13 protein-coding genes are annotated in these 22,662 nt (G+C 75.6%); 9 read left to right on the forward strand and 4 right to left on the reverse strand.

Annotated elements, in window-relative coordinates; genetic code table 11:
* Nucleotides 1-13: 13 nt before the first annotated feature.
* The 9 genes from DCW30_RS26615 to DCW30_RS36880 all read left to right on the forward strand — a co-directional run bounded on the left by DCW30_RS26615 (nucleotide 14) and on the right by DCW30_RS36880 (nucleotide 17,026).
* Entirely contained in the window at nucleotides 14-2,179 is a 2,166-nt protein-coding gene (locus DCW30_RS26615) for a hypothetical protein (RefSeq protein ID WP_076683990.1), read from the forward strand.
* Nucleotides 2,176-8,049, forward strand: coding sequence for a CHAT domain-containing protein (locus tag DCW30_RS26620; protein ID WP_119271219.1), 5,874 nt, complete (start codon nucleotides 2,176-2,178; stop codon nucleotides 8,047-8,049). Before DCW30_RS26615 ends, DCW30_RS26620 begins: the two co-directional genes overlap by 4 nt.
* Nucleotides 8,046-8,429, forward strand: coding sequence for a hypothetical protein (locus DCW30_RS26625; RefSeq protein WP_076683992.1), 384 nt, complete (start codon nucleotides 8,046-8,048; stop codon nucleotides 8,427-8,429). The genes DCW30_RS26620 and DCW30_RS26625 overlap by 4 nt, the downstream gene beginning before the upstream one ends.
* On the forward strand, nucleotides 8,422-8,853 hold the full coding sequence (locus DCW30_RS26630) for a nucleotide exchange factor GrpE (RefSeq protein ID WP_076683993.1): 432 nt from the start codon (nucleotides 8,422-8,424) through the stop codon (nucleotides 8,851-8,853). Before DCW30_RS26625 ends, DCW30_RS26630 begins: the two co-directional genes overlap by 8 nt.
* Complete coding sequence (locus DCW30_RS26635; protein ID WP_062775516.1) at nucleotides 8,850-10,991, forward strand: Hsp70 family protein; 2,142 nt, start codon at nucleotides 8,850-8,852, stop codon at nucleotides 10,989-10,991. Before DCW30_RS26630 ends, DCW30_RS26635 begins: the two co-directional genes overlap by 4 nt.
* A complete protein-coding gene (locus DCW30_RS26640) occupies nucleotides 10,988-12,892 on the forward strand; it encodes an Hsp70 family protein (RefSeq protein ID WP_076683994.1) in 1,905 nt (634 codons plus the stop codon). Before DCW30_RS26635 ends, DCW30_RS26640 begins: the two co-directional genes overlap by 4 nt.
* Nucleotides 12,893-12,959: 67 nt before the next feature.
* The gene (locus DCW30_RS26645; RefSeq protein WP_076683995.1) at nucleotides 12,960-14,447 is read left to right on the forward strand and encodes a hypothetical protein; all 1,488 of its coding nucleotides are present in this window, start codon (nucleotides 12,960-12,962) and stop codon (nucleotides 14,445-14,447) included.
* A complete protein-coding gene (locus tag DCW30_RS26650; RefSeq protein WP_232626885.1) occupies nucleotides 14,444-14,926 on the forward strand; it encodes a hypothetical protein in 483 nt (160 codons plus the stop codon). The genes DCW30_RS26645 and DCW30_RS26650 overlap by 4 nt, the downstream gene beginning before the upstream one ends.
* A gap of 3 nt (nucleotides 14,927-14,929) precedes the next feature.
* Nucleotides 14,930-17,026, forward strand: coding sequence for a hypothetical protein (locus DCW30_RS36880; RefSeq protein ID WP_076683996.1), 2,097 nt, complete (start codon nucleotides 14,930-14,932; stop codon nucleotides 17,024-17,026).
* A gap of 27 nt (nucleotides 17,027-17,053) precedes the next feature.
* Here the strand turns inward: DCW30_RS36880 and DCW30_RS26660 are convergent, their stop codons facing one another.
* The 4 genes from DCW30_RS26660 to DCW30_RS26675 form a co-directional block, all read right to left on the reverse strand.
* Nucleotides 17,054-18,403, reverse strand: a complete 1,350-nt coding sequence (locus tag DCW30_RS26660; protein ID WP_076683997.1) for a protein kinase domain-containing protein — start codon at nucleotides 18,401-18,403, stop codon at nucleotides 17,054-17,056.
* A gap of 17 nt (nucleotides 18,404-18,420) precedes the next feature.
* Nucleotides 18,421-19,317 carry a protein phosphatase 2C domain-containing protein gene (locus DCW30_RS26665; protein WP_162933556.1) on the reverse strand — a complete coding sequence of 299 codons (897 nt, stop codon included), beginning with the start codon at nucleotides 19,315-19,317 and terminating at the stop codon, nucleotides 18,421-18,423.
* Nucleotides 19,314-19,976: a vWA domain-containing protein gene (locus DCW30_RS26670; RefSeq protein ID WP_062775559.1), complete on the reverse strand. Its 663-nt coding sequence runs from the start codon at nucleotides 19,974-19,976 to the stop codon at nucleotides 19,314-19,316. The genes DCW30_RS26665 and DCW30_RS26670 overlap by 4 nt, the downstream gene beginning before the upstream one ends.
* Nucleotides 19,977-20,100: 124 nt before the next feature.
* A complete protein-coding gene (locus tag DCW30_RS26675; protein WP_076683998.1) occupies nucleotides 20,101-22,473 on the reverse strand; it encodes a GTPase-associated protein 1-related protein in 2,373 nt (790 codons plus the stop codon).
* Between the last annotated feature and the right edge of the window lie 189 nt (nucleotides 22,474-22,662).

Raw genomic sequence — 22,662 nt, forward strand, 5'->3', positions numbered from 1 at the left:
ACGGGGGCTGACTGTGACTGCGCAGATCGCGGATGCGGAACCGGGCCGCGCGGAACAGGCGTGCGCCGACGGTGAGAAGGCCCTGGCCGCGGGCGACGGCGAGGCGGCGGAGGCGAGCTTCCGTGCGGCGTTGGCGGTGGCCGGGGACGGGATCGGCGAAGCCCCCGCCCCGGACGGTGTCCTCTCCCCCGAGGCCGGCAAGCGGCGCGTCGCCGCGCGGGCCCGCACCGGGATCGGCCGGGTGCGGCTCGCCGCCGGGGAGTTCGAAGGGGCCGTATCGGAGTTCGAGCGGGCGCGGCGGCTGCGGCCCACGGCCGCGGGGCCGCTGCACTGGCTGGGGTGTGCCGCCGCGCACCGCGGTGACCTCGCCGCCGCCGAGCGCCATCTCACCGCCGCGCTGGCCTGCGCGGTCCCGCACGGCCGGAGCCTGGTGCAACGCGCCTACGTACGGGCCCGCGCGGGTGACGCGGCAGCCGCCGTCGCCGACCTCCGCGAGGCGTCGCGCGGCGCACCTCTGGACGACGAGGCCCGCTGGCTGCTGGCCGCGCTGACGGGCCGCTCCGCCCGCGAAGTGGCCCTGCGGCTGCGCCGGGCGGCCCTCACCCTGCTGCTCGCCGGGAGCCGGGACGGGAAGGAGGGCCGGAGCGGGGACGGGAAGAGGGGCGGGGGCGGCGCCGCCACGTGGCGGCGGGCCTGCGCCCTCGTCGACGCCTCCCGGGGCCTCGACGGCGATCCCGGCGGCTTCGCCCCCCTGCACGCCGTGGTCCTCGTGCGCGGCGGTCGGCGCGCGGCGGCCGTGGAACTGCTCGACGCGGCGGTCCGGCGCGACCCCGCCGACCACCGCGTGTCCCACAGCCTGGCGCTCGCCCTGCTCCACTCCCCCGAGGACACCGACGGCCGGAAGTGGGAGCGGTGCGTCGCCGCGTGGGCGGCCGTCCTGCACGACGCGGGGTTCTGGGAGCGGCTGCGGGCCACCGCCGGGCGGCGGTACGGCGTCCCCGTGGAGGCCTCGCTCGTGCCCGTGGTGCGCGCCGGGCTGCGCGAGCTGATCGAGCGGCGCATGCCCGAGGACGGCTCCGGGGCGCGGATCGCCCCGGGCTCGCTGCTCCGGCGCGAGGCCGACGCGGCGAAGCTGCTCGCGGCCGTGGGCGGCTTCCCGTCGGCCGACGGCGGCGGGGCGCCGCTGTTCTGCGGGCCGCTGCGGGTGGCGGAGCTGGGCAGGACCGCGGAGTTCGGGGCGTTCGCCGCCGCGCACGAGGCCCGCGCGCTCACGGCGGAGGCCGCCGCGCCGCCGGGGACCGCGGACGCGGGGCCCGCCCCGTCGGCGGCGCACGCCTCTCTCACGTACGCCTTCTCCGAACTCGGGTTCGCGCAGCTGCTGCTGGGCCAGGGCAAGCCCGCCGACGCGCTCGCCGCCCTGACCGAGCTGCGCTGCCCCGGCTGCCGGGCGCGGGGCGCCGGCCCCGGCGGGGCGGCCGTGTGCGAGCCGGGGTGCGCGCGCTTCGACGAGCTGAACCCGGGGTACGCCGGGCTCGTGGACAAGCACCGCAGGCTCGTCCTGGACGCGCGCGGTCTCGCCCTGGAAGCGCGCCTCAGCATGGGGCGCGCCGAACTCCTCGCGGCACGCCCCGACTTCACGGCGGCCGCCGCGTACTGGCGCCGCGCCCTGGTCCACAGCCGTGAGATCGAGCGGTACCGCGAGACGCAGACCGCCATCGTCGACATGGCGCTCGGCGCGGCCCGCGCGGCCCACCACGGCGGGCGGCTGAGTCTCGCGGTGTCCACCCTGGAGACGACCCGTTCGGTGATCGGCGCCAATGCCCGCGGCCGCCTGGAGGGCCAGTTGGCGCGGGTGCTCGCCGATCGCGGCATCTCCGTGGCCAACGCGCAGGAGGAGCCGCTCGACGGGCCCGCCGCCGATCTGCGCCGCTCCGTCGCGTTCAACCCGCATCTGCTGCGGGCGCAGGTCAGCCTCGGCGTCGTGCTGCGCGGGCTCGCCGCGGCCCGCTGGGGCTCGGGCAGCCTCTCCGGCGCGCGGGCCGCCCTGCGGGAGGCCGTCGACCAGCTCACCGCCGCGCTCGCGCTCTTCCCCGACGACCCCGACCTGGAGGAGCAGCGCGAGGCCGCGATCGCCGATCTCGACCATGTGATGTGGCAGCCCGACGAGAGCGAGCAGTGACGGCCGTGCTCACGTACGAGGAACTGCGCATCCGGGTCCGCCGTGTCGGCGCCGCCCGCTATCTCGTGACGGCGAGCGGTCCCGCGTCGGCCGCCGAGATCATCGCGGTGGGCGAGGAGCCCGAGGAGTTCCGCCGGCGGTGGGACCGGCTGATCGCCGCGGAGCTCTGCGAGGCGCCGATGGGCGAGCAGCACACCGTGGCCCAGCTCCAGGAGCTGGGGCGCGGGGTGTTCAGGCTGCTGTTCGGCGAGCCCGGCCGGGCCGGGGAGGCTTCGGGCACGGCGGAAACGGCGTGCGAGGCGATCGGGACGCGCGTCGGGGCCTGCGTCGACGCGGCGCTCGACCGGGCGCAGCGGATGCGGCCCCCGCGCGGCCTGCGGCTCCGCTTCGACCTGCCGCCCGAGCTGCGCGACCTCCCCCTGGAGGCGCTCTGCGCCCCGTCGAACAGCCCCCAGCAGACCCTCGCCCTCAACCACGGCTACTCCCTGGTCCGTTCCCTGCCCGGCGGGCCGCTCGGCCGCCGCCTGCCGGAGGCCGCCGACGAGCCGAGCCTGATCAGGCTCCTGGTGGCCTGGGCCTCGCCCGCCGGTCTCGATCCCCTGCGGGCCTCGGCGGAGATCGCCGCGCTCCGGCACGACCTGCCCGAGGTGGCCGTGCGGATGAAGGTGGTGGAGCGGGCCACGCGCGGCAGCCTGGAGGCGGCGCTCGTCGACCGGTCGGAGCTGCCCACGGCCGTGCTGCTGATCGCCCACGGGTCGTACGACGACGAGATCGGCAAGGGAGTGGTCTGCCTGGAGACGCGGGACGGCGGCGTCGACCGCGTGCCCGCCGACCTGCTCGGCGCGATGCTCCTGAAGGCCCAGCGGCTGCGCCTCGTCGCGCTCAACCTCTGCTCCGGAGCGGACAGTTCGCATCTCGAACCGTTCTCCGGGCTCGCCCAGGCGCTGATCGGTGACGGCGTGCCGGCCGTGGTGGCGATGCGGGGCAGGGTCAGCGACGTCTCGGCGGGCGCGTTCAGCCCGGAGCTCCTGAAGGGCATCGCCGCCAACCGGACGATCGACGAGGCCATGGCCACCGCGCGGATGCACATCTCCCACCAGCCGCGGCACACGGCCGTGGAGTGGGCGACGCCCGCGCTGTTCCTCCACGAGGAGTGCGGGCAGGGGTGGCTGTTCAAGGCGCGCGAGGTGCGGGACGACGGCGGGGCGGTCGCGGACCCGCTGCGCGAGGGCGCGGACGCGCTGCGGACCCTCCAGAGCCCCTTCGGCCACGTCGACTCGACGGTCCTGATCCGCGCGGCGCGCCACCAGCGGGACCTCGGCCAGTGGGGGCAGGTGCAGCGCATCCTGCGCACGTCGACGCAGCAGTACGCCGACGAGCAGCGCCGGATGCGGGCCGAGGCCGCCTTCGAACTGGCCTGGCCCGAGGTCGAGAAGCTCTGCGAACTGCTCGCCGGGGAGCGGGACGCGACGGGCGCGGCGGCCCAGCTGGCGGTGGTCGGCGAGCGCCTTCCGGGCCCGCTGCCCGGCTGCCTGGAGGCGGAGGTGGAGGGCCTGCGGCGGCTGACCGCGCTCGTCGACGAGGGGCGGGCGGCGGAGGCGGAGGCCGACTGGGCCACCGCCATCAGCCGCTACGAGGACGTGCTCGCCGCGTGGCCCGGGGGCCCGAGGGACGTGGCGGCGCGGCTCGCGTCGGCGCGCGACGAACTGCACGTGGCGCGCACCCTCGCGGCGGCCGAGCAGGCGCGGGACAGGGGCGACTGGGCGACCGCCGCCCAGGCCTACGGGACCGTCCTCGCCCTGCGTCCGGGCCATGCCGCGGCACGCGCCCACGCCGCCCATGTGGCGGGCAGGGCCGCCGAGGAGCGCGAGGACTGGCGCGCGGCGGAGTCCGCGTACGGCGCGTGCGCGGGGCTCGCGGACGCGGACGAGCGCGCCTGGTACGCGCGGGGCAGGGCGGCGGCGGACGACGACGACTGGCCGGCGGCGCGGGAGGCGTTCGCGCGGGCGGGCCAGGACGACTGGTGCGCGTACGCGGCGGGGCGCGCGGCGGACGCGGAGTCCGACTGGGAGACGGCCGTAGGGGCGTACGCGGCGGCGGACGGTTTCCGGGACAGCGCGGTGCGCCTGCTGTACGCGCGGGGCCGCGGCGCGGCGGACGCGGGCCATGCCGTGGCGGCCCTCACCGACCTGTCGGCGGCCTCCGCGCAGGGCTGGGACACGGAACCGCTCCTGAGCGATCTGCGCCACCGCGTGTACGACGCGGCGCTGGCGGCGACGGAGGCGGGCGACTGGCGTGCGGTGCTCGACCTGCTCCGCCCCGTGCCGGACGACCACCGCTCCACGGGGGCCCTGCGCCGGTACGCCGAGGGCAGGTCGGCGATGGCGGAGGGCGACTGGGCGACGGCGGAGAAGGCGTTCGACGGGGTGGCCGGGGAGGCGGAGTCCAGCGGGGAAGCCGGGCAGGACGGGACAGCCGGGCAGACCGGAGAAGCCGAGCAGACCGGAGAAGCCGAGCAGACCGGGGAAGCCGGTGAAGCCACGCGGATCGGGGAAGCCGCGCAGACCGGGCAGGCCGGAGAAGCCGGGCAGGCTGGGCAGGCTGGGCAGGCTGGGCAGACCAGGGAAGCCGGGGCGGCCGGGGCGGTCGCGGCCGGGGGCGTGAGGGCCGTGCGGGGCTCCGTTGCCGCCGACGGTGTCCCGCCGGACGCCCCGCATCTGCGCGGTTACGCCCTGGGCCGGCTCTGCCAGGAGCGCGGCCGCTGGGCCGAGGCCCTGGTCCACTTCGGGGGGCTGCCGTCCGAGACCCTGGATGTGCCGGACCGCGTGCTGTACTCGCGGGGCCGGGCCGCCGACGAGCGGGGCGAGTGGACCGGGGTCATCGACGGCTTCGGCCGGCTGCCCGACGCCTACGCCGAGGGCGAGGTGGGCGTCCGCCGCCGCTACGCACGCGCGCGTGTGGCCGCCGATCTGCGCGGCGACTGGACGGCGGTCCTCGGCCTGCTCTCGGGCGTGCCCGACGGGGCGCGCGAGGGCACGGTCTCGGCTTTGCGCCGCAAGGCGATGGGCCGCAGGGCGGAGGAGACGGGCGACTGGGCGGGCGCCTGCGCGATCTACGCGGAGGCGTTCCCCGGGGGCGCCCCCGACGGCACGGCGGATTCCGCCGCTCCCCGGCCACCGGACGAGCAGACCCACCTCTTCCACTACGCCCTCGCCCGCGCCCACGAGCTGGCCGGGCGCTGGCAGGACGCCGACGCCCTCTACGAGGCCCTGCCCGACGACTGGGCCGACGTGCCCGCCCGGCAGGGCTACGTACGGGCACGCGTCGCCGAGGCCGGGGCCGGGACGAGTGAGGAGTGGCGGCGCGTCGTCGAGGCGTACGGGGAGGTGGCGGGGGCGCTCGGCGGGGACGCGGAGACGCGGGGCCGGTACGCGCGCGTGCGGCTCGCCGAGGCCGACGGGGACTGGGCCTGCGTCGCACGGGAGGCCGAGGCGCTCGGCGGGTACGGGGACGCCCCCGCGCTGGCCGCCTACGCGCGCGGGCGCGTCGCCGACGCGCACCAGGAGTGGCGGCGGGCCGCCGAGGAGTTCGGGCGGTGCCCGGGCCACCGGGACGCCGACGCCCAGCTCGCCTACGCGGAGGGCCGCCTCCATGAGGCCGCGGGGAAGTGGAGCGGAGCCGTCGCGGCGTACGAGAGGGCCCGCGGTGTGCTGGACCGCGCCGACGTGCGGTGCCGCAGGCTGCGGCGGCTGATCGGGCTGCTGCCGTGGGCGGACGGCCTCACCAGCGCGCCCCTGGTGGCCGACCCCTTCGCCGCACGGGACCGGGCGTTCCCCTATCTGGCCCTGCGGGACGCGGGGGTGGACCCCGGCGCCTCGATGGACGTCGTCAAGAACGCCTCGTACGCGCTGCTCGAACGCGGTTCGATGTCCTGGCACGAGCGCGTCGCCCTGGAGCGGCTGCGGCTGCCGGGCCGGCGGCTCCAGCTCGACGCCCTACTGTACCGGTGGCACTCCGCCCCCGCGCTGCGGGAGGCCCTGGCCCGGCTCTCCCCCGACGAGGGCCCCGCGCTCCTTGACACCCTGTGCGAGCGCTTCCCCGGTGACGCCCCGCTGCTGCTCCTGCTGGCCAGGGACAGGGAGGCGGCGGCCACCGAGTGGGAGCGGCGGCTGCGGGCGGCGCCCGGTGACATGGCGGTGGTGCACGGCCTCGCGGTGGCCCGGCTGTGGCAGGCGCAGGAGCTGGAGCAGAGCGGGGCGTGGGAGCACGCGGTGAGCGCCTGGGAGGCGGCGCTCGTGTACTGGGCGACCCTCCTGAGCGACGACGAGTACTGGGACGGCTGGCGTGCCGAGCGGGCCACCGCGTACGAACGGCAGCTGACGGGGGAGGACATGGCGGCGCTGCGCTGGGAGCTGAACCAGCACCTCTTCGGGCAGCTCTCGGCCTTCGAGCAGCGCCACACCGAGCAGCGCCGCCCCGAACAGGCCGCCGCCTACCAGGCGTTGGCGGGCCTGCTGGAGTCGGAGCTGGGCGGCGCGCGGGTCCTGAAGGACGTGGGCGGCCTGCCGTCGGTGCCGGGCGCGGGCGCCTCGCTGGCGTGCGGCCCCCGCTATCTGCGGCTGCTGCGGCTCCAGGCGCCGCTCGGCGACCTCGTGGCGAGCCTGGACGCGGCGGCCAAGGAGGGCAGGGACCCCGGCGAGTACGCGGTGCGCGAGCTGCGCTGGGCCTTCTCGGGGCTCGCGCGGAGCTTCGCGCTCTCGGAGGTCCGCAAGTTCGAGCAGGCGCTGCGCGAGCTGCCCGCGCCGCGCACGCTGACGACCCTGCCGGAGGACTGCGCGGGCCCCGCCTCGTCGGCAGGACACCTGGAGGAGTGCGGGCACTGCCTGGCGTTCCTGCGCGACAACCCCGCCTACGTCCGGCTGCCGAGCCGCCACGCCCGACTGCTCCAGGACGGCGTGGAGCTGGCCGTCCACGTCCGCCTGGCGCTCGCGAAGACCGCGCTGACGCGGGGCGACGGCGGCCTCGGCACGGCGCTGGAGCAGTGGGCGGAGCTGGTGAGGGTGTCCCGCAGGGCCGGGATGCAGGCCCGGTCGAAGAAGGCCGTCATCCGTACGGTGCTCGGCCGCGTCGAGGCGCTGTCCACCGAGGAGGGGCCGCAGCTCGGCCCCGCGCTCGACGAGGCCGTCATGCTCGTGGAGTCGGCGGCCGAGGTGCTGCACCCGCTGGACCGCGAGCTGCTCGGCCAACTGCACGCGAAGCTGTCGGCGCTGCTGTCCATGCGCGGCGTGTGGCGCGGTTACACCCGGACCAAGCACGGCATGCGCTGCGACGTGTACGGCGCCGAGGCCGACCTGCGCCGGGCGCTCGCCCTCAACCCGGAGTCGAACCACGCCCGCGACAACCTGGCGCGGGCCCTGGTGTTCACGCTGGACGAGCGCACGTACAAGGTGCCCGAGCGCCTTGAGCTGCTGCACGAGGCGCTCGGGCTGCTCGACGTGGGACTCGGCCAGGCCTTGACGCACCGTTACCGCGAGACGCTCGGCGAGGCCCTCGACGAGATGGAGAAGCTGCTGACCCGGCACCTCGGCGTCGGCGGCATGGGCGACCTGATCCGCAGCGACGGCCAGGAGACGCCGCCCGACGACGAGGACCTGCCGGCGTGGGCGGCGGAACTGACCGACAAGGCGGAGTCCGCGCTGGGCCGCGGGGACATCCTGTGGGCGCTGCACCATCTGTTCCGCGCCACCCGCGCGGACCCCACGAACAGCCGGATCAGGCGGGCGCTCCTGGACGCGGTGCACCGCTGGCACACCGAGCTGAGGCACGGCAGGAAGGCCCCCGAGAACCGAGCAGGAGGCAGTGTCGCGTGATCAAGGACCCCGAAGCGGGGCGGGAGGGCCCCTTCCCCTACGACGCGCTCGCCCCGGCAGGCGTGACCCCCTGGACGACCCACGCCGACATGCGGGACGTCTCCTTCGAGCTGCTGGCCCGGCATCTGATGACGCCGGTCACCCAGCAGGCCTGGGACGAGCTGCGCGGCGTACGCCGCAGGCTGCTCGTCGATCTGCTGCTGTACGACGTGGACATGGAAGCCGAACTGCCGCTCGCCGCGGCGGAGATCGACCGGGAGCTCGCCTTGGAAGCCGCACCGCAGGACCCGCAGCAGGCAGCGGAACAGGACCCGCCGCCGGATTCCCTGCCCGAGGCCACCGCGCGCCTCGTGGCCGACCTCGTCCGCTTCGATGTCTGATCCCACGGCCCGCCTCGTCTACGAGCACGCGCGCGATCTGACGGCCCGCGACGCCGCCCACCGGGCGCTCACCGAACGGCTGCTGCTGCGGTGCGCCGACGTCCTCGACTCCTTCGACCGGCTGCTCGCGGACGGCGCGGCGTACGACGCCGCCACGTACCGCAGAAGTGTCGCGCTGATCGCGGGACAGCTGGAGACGGTCCTGGCCGAGGAGGGGCTGGAGCGCATCGGGCTCCCGGGTGAGCGGGCCGAACCCGCGACCCACCATGTGACCGAGACGCGTGCCGCGCCGCCCGGCACGGGCGCGGGCGAGGTCCTTGAGACGGTGCAGCGCGGATACCGGTACCGGGGGGACGTGCTGCGCGCCGCCCGGGTGGTCGTCGCCGTGGACGGCGAGACGGAGCAAGGAACGGAGCGGGAATGAAGGCCATCGGCATCGACCTCGGCACCACCAACAGCGCTGTCGCCGCCCATGATCCGCACCGCGCGGACATCGCGGTGCTCACCAACAGCAAGGGGGAACGACTCACCCCCTCGGTCGTCGGCGTCATGCACCGGGACGGCAAGGACCAGCCGCTGGTCGGCGAGGACGCGCTGAACTGGGCGATCATGCAGCCCAAGGAGACCATCGCCTCGGTGAAGCGGCTGATGGGGCGGGACTTCGCCGACGGTTCCGTGGCGCAGGCGCGCGACCGGATGAGCTACGAGATCGTCGCGGGCCCCGACGACGACCCACGGGCCCACGTGGTGCTCGGCGGCCGGGCCCGCACCCCCGCCGAGATCTCCAGCGTCATCCTGGACAAGCTGGTCAGAGACGCCTCACGCACCCTCGGCGAACCCGTGACGCACGCCGTGATCACCGTGCCCGCGTACTTCCGCGACGCCCAGCGCGCCGCCACGCGCGAGGCCGCCGAGAAGGCGGGCCTGGTGGTCAAGAAGATCGTCGACGAGCCGACGGCCGCCGCGGTCGCCTTCGGCCTGCACAAGCCGGGCGGGGCGCGCAGCCGGGTCCTCGTCTACGACCTCGGCGGCGGCACCTTCGACATCTCCGTGCTCAACGCGGTCAAGGACCAGGAGGGCAGGAGCCAGTTCCAGGTGCTGCGCTCGGCCGGTGACATCTGGCTGGGCGGCGACGACTTCGACCTGGCGATCGTGGAGCGGATCATCGCGTGGATGCGCGAGGAGCACCACGTGGACCCGTCGGGCGACAAGGCGTTCCTCTTCCACGCGAAGAAGGCCGCCGAGCGCGCCAAGCGGGAGCTGAACGACATGGACGAGACCTACATCGTGGTCCCCGCGGCCTACCGCGGGGAGAACGGCGTGCTCGACGTCGAGATGAAGCTGACGCGCGCCGACTTCAACGCGATGATCGCGCCGCTGGTGGGCAGGACCATGGCGCTGGTCCAGGAGACCCTGGCGCGCTACGAGCTGTCCACGGACGACATCTCCGACGTCCTCCTGGTGGGCGGCGGCACGCTCACCCGGCCGGTGTACGAGGCGGTCGAGGCGTTCTTCGGCGCGGCGAAGGTCCGCAGGAACATCAACCCGATGGAGTGCGTGGCCTTCGGCGCGGGCGTCCTCGCCGAGACGCTGCACGGCGTGGAGTGCTCGGACCCGCAGTGCGCGAAGGTCAACGAGTACGGGGCGGTCGCCTGTTCGGTCTGCGGCCGGAGCCTGGCCGACGGCCGGTCCAAGGGCGACACGGGCCTGTACGAGTCGACGCCGATGGCGATGGGCATCGCCGCGATCAAGGGCAGCCAGCGCGACGTGTTCGTGGAGATCATCGAGGCGGGATCGCCGTACCCGCTCTCCGAACCGCGCCAGCGCACCTTCTACGCCACCGACAGCCGCCGCATCCGGGTGCCGGTGTACGAGGGCGACAGCAAGGTGGCGAGCGAGAACCACGAGCAGGGCGTGGTGGAGTTCGAGCTGCCACAGGAGATCGAGGTCAACCGGCAGGTGGACGTCTCCTTCAACTACTCGGCGGACCGCATCATCACGGTGAAGATCAGTGTGCGCGGCACCGACATGACGCTGGAGGCCACGCCCAACCGCGAGAAACCGCGCACCCCGCCGCCCGAGCCGGTGGAGGAGCTGGACAGCGCGGTCCTGCGCGAGCAGCTGGCGTTCGCCGAGCGGGAGGCCGACCACTTCCTGCGGCGGTACGGGCCCTACATCGAGCCCGTGCAGGCGATGAAGGTGCGCCGGGACATCGAGCAGGCGCAGCGGGCGGTGGCGATGGGCGACAGCGGCGAGTACAAGCGCCTGACCGAGCTGCTGCTCGACGACATGTACCGCCAGTGCGGCCTGGCCAGCCAGTTCCGCCAGGCCGAGCTGGCCTCGGAGGGAGCGCCGCCGGAGACGGTCCGGCAGATCAACGAGGCGGTGGAGTACGTCAAGCAGGCCCATCGGCAGGGCAACCGCGTGCAGACCGCCCAGCAGGCCCGCAACCTGGTCAACCTGGTGGCGGTGGCCCAGTCCGAGCGCGCCGTGCCGACGCTGCCCGACCGTCCCGACTACGAGGGCATCCTGCGGTTCGCCGAAGAGACGGCGGGCGGATGACGCAGGCACGGCAGGACGGCCGCACCGCGCCGGGGGCGGCCCCCGTCAGCCTCGGCATCGACTTCGGCGCCACGGGCCTGCGGGCGCTGTTCGCGCTGCCGGACGGCCCCGGCAGGCGCCTGGAGACGGAGGAGGGCGAGGACGGGCCGTGGCTCCTGTGCGAGCCGGCGGAGACGGGCACGCTGCCGGTGACGTTCCCGAGCCTCAAGAGCCGCCTGGGCAGCGGGCGTCCGGTGCGCACCTCGGAGGGGGCGGCCGACGCGGACGAGATCGTGGTGCGCAGGCTGCGGTCCTTGCGCGAGCGTGTGGAGGCGGCGGCGCCGGGGCGGGTCGCGCAGACCGTGATCAGCGTGCCCGCGCGGTTCGGCTCGGCGCAGCGCTCGGCCCTGCGGGACGCGGCGCGCGCGGCGGGCCTCGAACCGGCGCGCCTCGTCAGCGACTCCATGGCCGCGGTGATCGGCCACACCACGGAGCGGGACAGCGGCACGTGCCTGGTCTACGGCATGGGGTACGAGGGGTTCGAGCTGGGCCTGATCCGCAGCGTGCGCGGCCACTTCCGCTCCCTGGGCTACGAGGGCGGGACGACGTCGGGGGGCCGCGCGTTCGACGCGGAGCTGCTGTCCTCGGCGGTCCGGCTGCTGCCGCGAGGCGGCGCGTGGCGGGCCGCGGGGCCCGACACCTCCGTGTGGCAGGGCCTCCGGGTGCGCGGGCAGGAGGCGCGCGAGGCGCTGGGCAGGGCGAAGGGGCCGCAGGCCGCGGTGCTCGGGCTGCGGTTCGGCGGCGGGCCGCCGCTCCAGGTGCGGATCGACCGGCACGACTTCGACGCGTACGTGGACCGGCACGTGCGGCGCACCCTGGACCGGGCGCAGGCGCTCCTGGACCGGTCGGGGATGCGGCAGGAGGATGTCGACACACTGCTCCTCGTGGGCGGCAACACCCGGATGGAGCAGGTGCGTTCGCGGGTAGCCGGGCTCGGACGGCGCTGTGTGCGGGCGACCCCCGAACTGCTCGCGCTCGGCGCGCTGAAGCACGCGCTGCGGCTCGCGGGTGGCGGCGCGTCCTCGGGGCCGTCGGCCCTGGAGGAGGGCCCGCTGGAACCGGCCGCGCTCTCCCAGGACACCCTCTCCGACGCGCCGCCGCTCACGGCGACGCTGGTGGGCGGCGACGGGGACCGCCCGTCCGAGGACGCGGGCCGCCGCCAGGACGCGGACGGGGCGGATCATCCCGCACGGCGGCCCTCCGGGGCGCGCGACCCGCGGGTCGCCCACGATCCCCGCGCCACCCGGGCCGTGGAGGAGGCGCGGGCGCTCATCGCGCAGGGGCGCACGGGCAGGGCGGCCGAGCTGCTGCGCGAGATCATCGCGGAGGCGCAGCAGCTCCTCGACGGCCTGGAGCGCCCCGCGCCGCCCCTGCCTGATCCCGTGCCGCCTCCGGACCCCGCGCCCGCGCCGGTGCTCGACCGCGCGTCCCGGCGGCAGCTCGCCCGCGCGCAGGCGCTGCTCTCGCTCGGCCACTACGACCACGCCGTGCAGGCGGCGCACATCGCCTGGCAGGACGCGGCGACCAGACCGGCCGGCGCCGACATGCTGGACGCGATGATCGACGTGCACTGCGCGGCGGCCATGGCCGACATGTCCCCGGAGCACTTCGCCGACGCCGAGCGGTGGCTCAACTGCGCGTACGGCCACGATCCGACGAACGTGCGGGTGCGGGGGCTGCTCGCCGAGCGCACCTACCGGCACGCCGTGGAACTGGACCGGCGCGCCGAGCGGGATGAGGCGATCGAGGCCCTGGGGAAGTGTCTGACGTGGGACCCTGAACACGCCGACGCCGAGGCGCTGTTGCGGCGATTGAACCGTGACGGCAGGAACCGGCGGGGCAGGGGGGACGTCCTCGGCTAGGGTCCCACGGCCCGAGAGCCCGTCCCCCACTTCGTGAGCCACCCCCGCATGCCAGGGAGGAAAGCGCTTGACGCCCGCACAACTGCTCGACAAAGCCCTGATCATCACGGAGCTGCGGCGTCTCGCGGCCGTGGCCGAACTGTCGCCGCGCTCCGCCGAACTCAACGCGCTGCACGAGGACCTGGGCTCCGTGTCGCGGCTCGACCAGTGGGCGGAGGTCGACCTCGTCCAGGCCTACGTACGCCCGGAGAGCGTCACCTCACCCCCCGAACAGACGTCTGGCAAGCGGGACCGCGTGCTGGAGGCGGCCCTCGGGGTGCTGGTGTTCGTGCCGCTCCTGATCACCTGGTACGGCCTGCGTGAGGCCGTGCGGGCGTACGGGGAGCTGGCCGAGGAGCAGCCGAAGCAGGCGACGCGCCCCTTCCTCCAGCTCTGGCAGTCGGGTTTCGGCGGGCATCTGTCCTCACTGGGCCGCTTCGAGAACGTGGCCCTGATGGCCGTCCTGCTCATCGCCCTGCTGGTGGCGCTCTCCGGCTGGCACGCGCGCGTGCGGGTGCGCGCCGACCGGGAGGAGGCCGCGCAGGAGGCCGCACGGGAGCGGCTCCTCGCCGAGCTCGCCTCGGTCCTCACCCGCGCGCAGCTGCTGCTGGTCCCGCACCGCGCCGCATCGCCGCAGCAGTTCGCGGCGGAGCTGACGAAGGCCGCCAAGGAGATGGGGGACCTGACCGCCAAGGCGACGCTGAGCCATCAGGCGCTCAGCGGCGCGACCGCGTCCGTGGGGCAGGCCACCGACGCGCTGAAGAACGCGGCGCTGACCCTGACCAAGGAGGTCCCCAAGCTCGGCGCCGTCGCCGACCGCATCGACACCACGCTGCACGACGGCGCGGCGGAGGCCGCGAAGGCCGGGCGGGCCAACGCGATCGCCGCCGGCAGGATCGCGAGCCAGGTCAAGTCGGCGGGCGACACGGTGGAGGCGTCGCTCAAGGCCCTGGTCACCGCGCAGCAGTCGCTGGTGGCGCGGTCGGAGTCGGTGGTCAAGGCGACGGAACAGGCCTCCCAGGCCCTGATCTCCAGCACCGGTCGCACGGGCGACGCCGTGGACGGCATGCGCGAGGCCACGGAGCGCTGGGACGCGGCGGCGGCCCACTGGCAGGACGCGGCGGCCCGCCTCGACGCCCGCATGGGTGTGCTCGCGCGAGCCATGCCGCTCCAGGGCGTCCCGCTCACCCCGGCACAGGAGCCGAGCGCCACCGCCGCGTACGGCACGAACGGCGGGTCCCGCGGCGGCCACGGCGGCGGCGCCGCGACCGCCGCGAACGGCGGGGCCCCCGGCGGCCACGGCACCGCCACGAGCACCACGCACCGGCCCGGGGCGGCCTCCGGCGGCTCCCCCGGCGACGGCCACCCGCCCGGCAGCACGCCCGACGACCCGGTGGCCACCAGCACCCCCTTCCCCGCGCCCGCCCGGCCCCTCGACGAACGCCGCGAGGACCCGCTCGACCCGCCGACCACCCGCCTGCCCCCGCCGGCGCCCCGTGACGGAGGCTCCGCGTGACCCGGAAGCGGCCGGCGCGCGGGCGGGGCGGGCGGCTCGGCGTGGTGATGCTCGCCGGATGGCTCTTCGCCGACCTGCTGCTCGTCCTCGCGCTCGTGTCCATGGCCGACCGCCCCGACCCGCTCGCCGACGACCGGCCCGAGCCGTCGCCGACGAAGCCCACCCCGACACCCACGGGACCCCGTGCGGTGGACCGCAACCCGCGCGAGTTCACGGTCTCGGGCAGGGACAAGGGCGATCTGGTCGAGCAGATCAGCAGGGGCACCCGGAAGTGGAAGGGGCGGACGGCCGCGCTCGTCCTCACCTTCGGCGGCGGCCCGAACGGCACCGTCTACGCCCACCGCGTCAACGGCCTGCTCGGCAAGGGCCGCGGGGACATGTTCACCGGGAAGACGGCGACGGACGACTTCCACAACCTCGGCAAACGCCCCGAGACCGCCGTCGTCCGCGTGTACTTCTACACCGCGCCGGGCGGCTGAGCCATGGCGGTCCTGCGCCCCGGCGAGCGCCCGAGGACGAGCGGCACCCGCCCGCCGCGCCCCGTGCTGCCCCGCACCCCCGCGATGCGCGGCTACGTCCACCTGCACAACGCCCTGACGGCCCTGTCCTTCCGGCACGCCGCCGACGTGCTGCGCCCGCCCGCGCCCGCGGCGACCTCCGCCAACGCCGTCTTCGGCACGCTCCCCAAGGCCGAGACCGACGACGGCTTCCGCGTTCTCGACGGACTCTGGTTCCCCGGCCGCGGCGGCCACTGGACGCGCGTCGACCTGCCGTACGTGCGCCGGGCCCGGCAGCACTGGCTGGCGGCGGCCGACGCGCGCGCCCTCGCCGCCGCGGCCCTGGTCGACACCCTGGAGACCCTCGTACGCGATGACGCGATGGGCCTGCGGCGGCTCGTCCTGTGGGAGGTGTGCTGCCGGCTGCGGGACGGCGGGGAGCACCCGCGGGCCGACGACGCCGTCGCGCTCGGGGTGCACCGGAGCGAGGCCGGCGCGCTGGCCGCGGCCGTGGCCGCCGGGTTCCCGGAGGCGGGCCCCGCCCGGCACGCCGCCGAGACGCTCAACGACGTATGGCCCGGCGTGCGGCTGCGCGAGGCGGAGGGCGTCGTGGCACGGCTGCCGCCCGCCTCCACCTACCCCGACGGCCCCGACGACCACCGCCTCGCCGCGCTCGTGGACGGCGTCCGCGCCCGCGCCGCCGAGGTGCGCGAACTTACCGCCGAAGGCGCCCGGCAGGAGGCCGCCGGGTCGCTGCGGTCCGCCGCCCGTTCCTGGCTCGCCGCCCTCCGCCTGGCCAGGGACGACGCGGACGCCCAGGCGGGGCTGCTGCGCGTGGCCGCGCTCCTGGCCGACGACCCGCTCACCCCGGCCGAGGCGGCCGTGACGGCCACGACCGACGACCGGACCGTGCGCCTCGCCTGGTGCGGGCCCACCCGCCGCGCCGACGGCGTCTCCTACCGGGTGCTCCGCTTCCCCGACGGCGCCCCGCACCTCGCGGTGGAGACGGCGGCGGGCGGGCCCGGCACGGCCGCCGTGGACGCCGACGCCCCGGTGGGACGCACCCTGCGGTACGCGGTGATCCCGCTGCGCCGCTCCCGCATCGCCGGGGTGCCGCGGGTCACCGCCCCGGTGCTGATCACACCCCTCGTGACGGAGCTGCGCGCCGACGTCGTGCCGGGCGGCCTCCGGCTGTCCTGGCGGCCCGACCCCGCGGCGGCCGAGGTGCGGGTCACGCGCTCCGGCGCGGGCGAGGACGCCGACGGCTGGGGCGAGGGGTCGATGGTCCGGGTGCCCTGCGAGCACGACCGGCTGCTCGACACCCCGCTCGCCCCGGGCATGTACACGTACGAGGTGCGCTGCGGCTACCGCGACGCCGACGGCGGCCTGGTGTGGTCCCGCGGTGTCCTCGTCACCGCCCGCGCCGAGCGGTGGCCGTCACCGGTGGAGGAGCTGACCGTGCGCAGGGACCCCGGCGGCGGGCGCGTCACCATCGCCTGGCGGCCCCCCGCGGTCGGCGAGAGCCATCTGCTGCCCTGGACCTCGGGCCCGGTCGCGCCGGGCACCGACGTCTCCGCGCTCGTCGGCACGGTGGACCGGCTGCCCGCGGTCTCCTCCGGCGCCGAGTCGCTCGTGGAGCTCACCCCGCCGCCCGAGCGGCGCGTGCGGGTGACGGCGGTGAGCGTCCTCGGCGGCCGGGCCGTCTCCGGGCCGAGCCTGGTCATAGAACACCCGGCGGCCATAGGGGAGTTGCGCGTACGACGGCTGAGCGCCGACCGCGCCGAGCTGGCCTTCGACTGGCCCGAGCCCGCGGTCCTCGTCCGCGTGGCGTGGACCGACGGGTCCCTCGGCGACGAGCGGCGCGTGGCCCGCAGCGCGCTGCGGGCCGGCCGGGTGGAGATCCCCGTCTCCGCCGCGGCGTGCGAGGTCACCGTGGTGCCGCTGCCCCGCCCCGACGCCGTGGCGATCGACACGGCGCCGGCCCGCGCGGCGCTCCCGGCGGCTCCGCCGCCGCCTCCGCCCGTGCCGCCGCCCCCGCCGCCGCGCTGGTGGTCGTTCTGGCGGCGCTGGCGGCGGACCTGAGCGGCCGGGCCGCGGCCCCCTCGGGTGCTACTCCTTGACCACGGCCTCCGTGCCGCCGCCGAACTCGATCAGCAGCCCCGAGCGCAGCGCGATCGTCTTGCCCGGGTCGACGTCGCGTACGGTCCCGTCGTCCTTGCGCGCCGTCCACACGGAGTTCGTCCGGTTGGTCAGGCCGAACCGTCCGCGCTGCTGCGGGTGTTCGGTCACCTCGCCGACGACGGCGGTGAAGTCGTGCCGGTCGGGGTCGTCGCGCAGGTGGTGGGCGTAGACGCGGGCGCTCGGGGCCAGCCGGATGCCGCGGCGGTTGCGGAGCGTGCCGGTTCCGGTGACCAGTTCCAGACTCGGCGGCAGGGTCAGGGTGTTGCGGCACTTCCAGCACTCGGGGGGTGCGCCGTCCGGCTGGGTGAGGTTCTGCTTGCCGCAGGCGCCGCACTGCGTGATGGCGTCGAGGACCTGGCTGAGCGCCTCGCGCCACTGCGACTCGCGCACCCGCAGCGCGGGGTTCTTCAGACCGTCGGTGAAGGTGCGGACGAAGAGGTCGCGCAGGATCTTCGGCAGTGCGTTCCAGCTCGCGACGACGGTCGGCTGCTCGCCGGCCACCGGGCGGTTGCGGGTGTCGTTCGGGTCGTACACGAAGACGGGGTCGGTGCCGTACAGCTTGCGCTTGGCCGCCGGGTCCAGGCAGCGGATGTTGAACTGCAGGGCGCCGTTGAAGGGGTGGTCGTTCATCAGGAGGTAGAACAGCAGCACGGCAAGCGAGTGCAGGTCGCTCTGGGTGCCGGGCATGGCGCCCCGGTCGCCGCGCACCAGCTCGGGCGCCATGAAGTCCATGGTGCCCTCGACGGCCGCCTCGGCGCCCTCCACGACGGCGTTGTCGTTGTCGCAGACCAGGATGTCGCCGGTGCGGGGGTCGAAGAAGATGTTGCCCCAGTTGATGTCGCGGTAGGCGATGCCGCGGGAGTGCAGCGCGCGGTACGCCTCGACGGTGTGCAGGGCCACGGTGACCAGGGTGCGCATGGTCGCCGCCGAGACCGAGGGGTCGCGGCGGAAGAGGGCGGGCAGGTCGCAGAAGCGGGCGGGCCGCACGTCCATCACGTAGCCGAATCCCGGCTGTTCGCCCTCGGGGTCCATCACGATGGAGCGCGGCCACAGGAAGCGGTCGTCGTCCCAGCCCTTGTCGATCAGCCCTTCGAGGATCGTCCGCTGCCTGGCGTCGGCGAGCTGCGGGTAGTACCACTTGACCGCGCGGTCGCCGGTGGGCGTCTGGACGCGGTAGACCTCGCCCTGGCCGCCCGAGCCGAAGAGCTCGGCGACCTTGAGCTTCTCCCCCGACTCGGCCACCAGGGTCTTTCCGGCGGCGAGCATGCCGTTCGTCATGCTGTTCCTTCCTGCACTCAGCTGTCGTCGCTGTGCTGGGCGGACGCCGCGATGGCGCCCACGAGGGTCGTGTCGTCCCCGGAGAACGTGGCGGCGCGCGCCAGCCAGTCCGGGAGCTGGGCCTGGACCGCGGCGACACCCTGCTCGGCGGCCCGGCCGCGGACGCCGGTGGCGAAGTCCAGGAACCCCTGGTCGTCGGTGAAGCTCTTGGAGAGCCCGTCGGTGGAGAGCAGCACGCACGGCGGTGGCCCGCCGGTGAACGGCCGCCAGTACGACCGCGTCTTGCGCCAGGGCTCAGGCTCGCAGAGCGAGTCGGTCTCGTCGCCCATGTCGGGGCCGGTGGAGAGCGGCGTGTGCGGGGTGCCCGCGTCGTCGACGAGGACGAAGTCGCCGTCGCCCAACTGCCAGCAGAACACCATGTGCTCGGTCAGGACGGCGCCTATGAGCGTGCTCCCGTAGGCGGCGAGGTCCCGGGGCCCCTCGCGCTCCCCGGCCGTGCGGCGCGGGACGGCGGGGCCGTGCGCGGGCGCGTTGCAGTCGTGCAGCAGGGCCCGCTCGTGCCAGCGGTGGCCGACCTGCTGCGGCAGCCGGCGCGCCTCCTCGCGCAGCCCGGTCCAGCGCGCCGCATCACCGCCGACGCGCACCACCTCGTACGCGAAAGCCCGCGCGCACGCGGTGAACTCCTCGACCGCCCAGCGCGCCCCCAGGTCGCTGCGGAAGTGCGCGGCGCTGCCGTGTCCGTCGGCGACGGCGAGGACGACGGCGCGCCCTCCCGCGACGGGCAGGAGCGCGCTGCGGTCCTGGCTGTACTTCTTCGCGACCCCTTTGACCGCGCCGCTGATGAGCGTCCAGGGCGCGGACGTCACCAGTGCCGCCGCCGGGTCGCGCTCCGTCACTGTCCCCGGCTCGGTCACCAGATGTCGTCTTCGCCCTTGGTCATCGACGGCACGTCGATCGGCGTCGTCGTGGCCCTCGATCCGTCGTCGACCTTTGGCGTGGAGGCGTCCTTGACGACCGCGGTGGACATCCAGCGGATGGCGGCGGCGAGCTGGCGGGGGTTCTTCGCCTGGAGCGGCTCCAGTTCGGGGTTGCCGAGGAACTCCTTGAGCATGCTCTTGTCGGCGTCGTCCCCGATGGCGACCGCGACCCGCACGGCCCGCTTGCCCCACGGGGTGCCGTCGATGGCGCGGAGCCCGGCGCGCCAGTCGTCGGTGGGCTGGCCGTCGGAGGCGAGGGCGAGCACCGGCGGCAGGGCGCGCTGGGGCATCGGCGGGGTCTGCAGCGCGCCGGCCGCCAGTTTGAACGCGGCGCCCATGTCGGTGCCGCCGTAGATGTGGACGTCCTCCCAGGAGAACTGGTCGACGGGGGTGGGGTCGCTGACGTGCCAGCTCGCCCCGCTGGCGAAGGTGATGGCCCGCACGAGCAGGGAGGCGGCGGGGTTGGACTGGGCGGCCTGCTGCATCTCGGGGATGGCCTCGCGGATGGCGAAGTTGAGCTGGCCGATCTTGCCGTTGACGCCCATGGAGCCCGAGCAGTCGAGCATCCAGATGAAGTGGACGGGCCGGCTGGCCATGCTGCCGCCGGGGAAGTTGTCGGCGAGGATCTGGGTGGTGTCGCTCACGCTGGTCCTTTCCTGTGGAGCGTGAAGGGTGCGGGCGGGCCCGCGGGCCGGGGCCCGCGGGGCACGGACGCGGGGGTCACTCGTCCTGCTGCTTGATCCGGTGGCGCCACGCCGTCCACCCCCGCAGGTCCTGGTCCTCCCGCTGGAGAACGGTGGCGACCCGGCCGAGGTGGTGCTCGTCCATGTGCGCGACGACGGGGGCGAGCACCTGGCCGAGCAGTTCCTCGGCGACCGCGCGCCACTCGTCGGTGACGCCGTGCCGCCGCCGGGGGCGCCAGATGTGGTAGTACGCGGCCAACTCGGTCGGGTGCTCGGGCAGTTCGCGCATCATCCCTTCCCGTATCTGTTCGTTCAGGAAGTACGCGCGATAGGCCCTCAGCAGTTCCGGGCTCGCGGCGACGAGGAGCCGCAGCCCGTGGGACTCGCACACGTCGAGCGGGTTGGCCCCGGCGAGCGCGCGCCCCAACCGCTCGTCGACGCCCAGCCGCAGCACCCGGCTCAGCGGCGCGGCCTTGCGGTCGAGTTCGCCGAGGCGGCCGACGGAGGACCGCGTGACGCCCAGCCGGCCGTCGGCGAGGTCCTGGGCGGTCACGAGCAGGTCGGCGGTGGCGCGGTCGGCCATTCCGAGCTGCGCGTCACCGCGCATGTCGCGGGCGAAGGCGACCAGTTCCGGGTCACAGCGGTCGGGGTCCCTGACCCAGTGGATGATGCCGCGGCCGAGGCCCGCGTCGACGACGAGGCGGGGCGTGCAGGTGCGGGCGACCCACGCGACGTCCGCGCGGTCGGGCGTCTTGCTGCGCCAGACGAGGCGCCAGAGCAGCCGCAGCATCGTGACGTCGCCGACGCGCCGCCCGGGGAGGAGCCCGATGAGCTGCTCGAACAGCTCCGCGCCGCGCAGCCGGTCGGGGGCCGCTGACCAGAGCGCCGCGGCGGTGGCGAGGCGCACGGGGAGGGGCGCCTGGTCGATGTTGCGCTGCAGCCACACGCCCTGCGGGGACGCGGCCAGCTCCCGCAGCCGGTCCAGCTTGCGGGGGTGCAGTTCCACGGAGAGCAGGCTCAGCACCCGGCGGGTGAAGGGTTCGTGGCCGACGTCTTCGAGCAGCCGCACCGCGTGGGCGCACTCGCGCTGTTCGGGGCGGAGCAGGGCGTCGGCGAGGCGGTCCATGGCCTCGGCGAGCCCGGGGCCGTTGTCGGCGGTCACCGCGAGGGCGTGCCGCAGCGGTTCGGTCCAAGTGGGGACGGGTCCGCGCAGGGCCCGGCGCAGGGCCTCGTCGGCACGCTCGCCGTACGTCTCGCGCAGTTCGCGCCAGGCGTCCTCGCCGAGCGGCAGCCCCTCGAAGGCGGCCAGGTCGGGGAGGGCGCCGCGGGTGCGGCGCGTGTCGAGGCGGTGTGTGACGAGGGCGCGGGCGAGGGGCCGCGCGGCGCGTGCCCGCTCGCCCGTGAGTTCCCTGCACAGCGCTTCGAGCTGGTCGAGCGTGGCGGCGTCGGCCTCGCCCCTGGCCACGGTCCCGGCGAAGGCGTCGAGGAGGGCGCGCAGCGACTCGCCGCGGAGCCCCGCGAGGCCGGCGCCGGTGAGGCCCGCCGCCCCGGCCCGGCCGCCGCTTCCACCGGAGATGAGCGGGATCAGGGCGAAGGCGTCGTCGGCGCCCGCCCCCGTGCCGGGCGTGGGCGGGCTGCCGGAGATCCAGCGCTCGGCGGTGAGCTGCGCCCAGGCGTCGCTCCCAGCGGGCGGACTCTGGGGGCCGCCGGTGCCGTCGTGCACGCGGTAGAGGTACTCGACCGTCGCCTCGTCGCGGTCGAACTCCACGTCGGGGCCGATGCCGATGATCTGCTGCGGGGCGCGGTGCGGATCGTCGGTCCGGGTGGTGAACGTCAGGACGGGGACGTAGGCCTCGGGCAGGGAGGCGCAGGCCAGCGCGACCCAGTGGGCGACGGTCTCGGGGTCCTCCTCGACCAGGACGATCTGCCGTCCCGCCGGGTCGTCGAAGAGGCGGCGCACATCGGCGAGGAAGGGCGCGACCCGCTCCGCGCGCGCCCTGGCGAACTCCACGAGCCGCCCGCTGTCGAAGTGCGCTCGTGTGACGGGCAGTTCCGACTCGACGAACCCCGCTCCGAGCTCCTCCCCCGCGTCCGGCTCCCAGGTGCCGGAGCGCCAGGTGTCGATCGGCCACACGGAGCCGGGCCCCGGCGTGCTCGCGCTCAGGTGCAGCGCCTCCACGCGCCGGTCGGCGAGCGTGGCGCACAGGAGCCTGCCGCCGTCCGGGAGCAGGGTGTAGCTCAGCTCGGAGCCGGTGCCGATGACGGCCTCGACGGCGGGGCCCAACCCGGTCACGGCTATGCGGTGTTGGGACTCCTCACGCGGGGAGCGGACGGGCTGTGCGGGGATCAGACGGACGGCTCCGGTGTCCGGCTCGTGGTCGAGCCGGTAACTGAGGCGACGGATGGCCATGCCACATTCTGACCACCCCGAGCACCGCTCCGCAGGCCGTCCGCCAACTTCACCCCCGCCCCGTCACGCGACAGTCGCACCACCGCCCCGTCAGGGGCACGGGGAACCGCGCGACCAGTCGAAGAGAACCCGCGCCCGGCGGCGGGAAGCGACCCGGCAGACGCGTCCCCCGAAAGACACCACCCCACG

The organism is Streptomyces alfalfae, from assembly GCF_004127445.1.
GTDB classification, from domain to species: Bacteria; Actinomycetota; Actinomycetes; order Streptomycetales; family Streptomycetaceae; genus Streptomyces; species Streptomyces alfalfae.

What these genes read in the sequence shown, in the direction of transcription:
- DCW30_RS26630 (WP_076683993.1), top strand. Translation starts at nt 8,422, where the DNA reads ATGTCTGATCCCACGGCCCGCCTCGTCTACGAGCACGCGCGCGATCTG.
- DCW30_RS26635 (WP_062775516.1), top strand. Translation starts at nt 8,850, where the DNA reads ATGAAGGCCATCGGCATCGACCTCGGCACCACCAACAGCGCTGTCGCC.
- DCW30_RS26640 (WP_076683994.1), top strand. Translation starts at nt 10,988, where the DNA reads ATGACGCAGGCACGGCAGGACGGCCGCACCGCGCCGGGGGCGGCCCCC.
- DCW30_RS36880 (WP_076683996.1), top strand. Translation starts at nt 14,930, where the DNA reads ATGGCGGTCCTGCGCCCCGGCGAGCGCCCGAGGACGAGCGGCACCCGC.
- DCW30_RS26660 (WP_076683997.1), bottom strand. Translation starts at nt 18,403, where the DNA reads ATGACGAACGGCATGCTCGCCGCCGGAAAGACCCTGGTGGCCGAGTCG.
- DCW30_RS26670 (WP_062775559.1), bottom strand. Translation starts at nt 19,976, where the DNA reads ATGGCCAGCCGGCCCGTCCACTTCATCTGGATGCTCGACTGCTCGGGC.
- DCW30_RS26675 (WP_076683998.1), bottom strand. Translation starts at nt 22,473, where the DNA reads ATGGCCATCCGTCGCCTCAGTTACCGGCTCGACCACGAGCCGGACACC.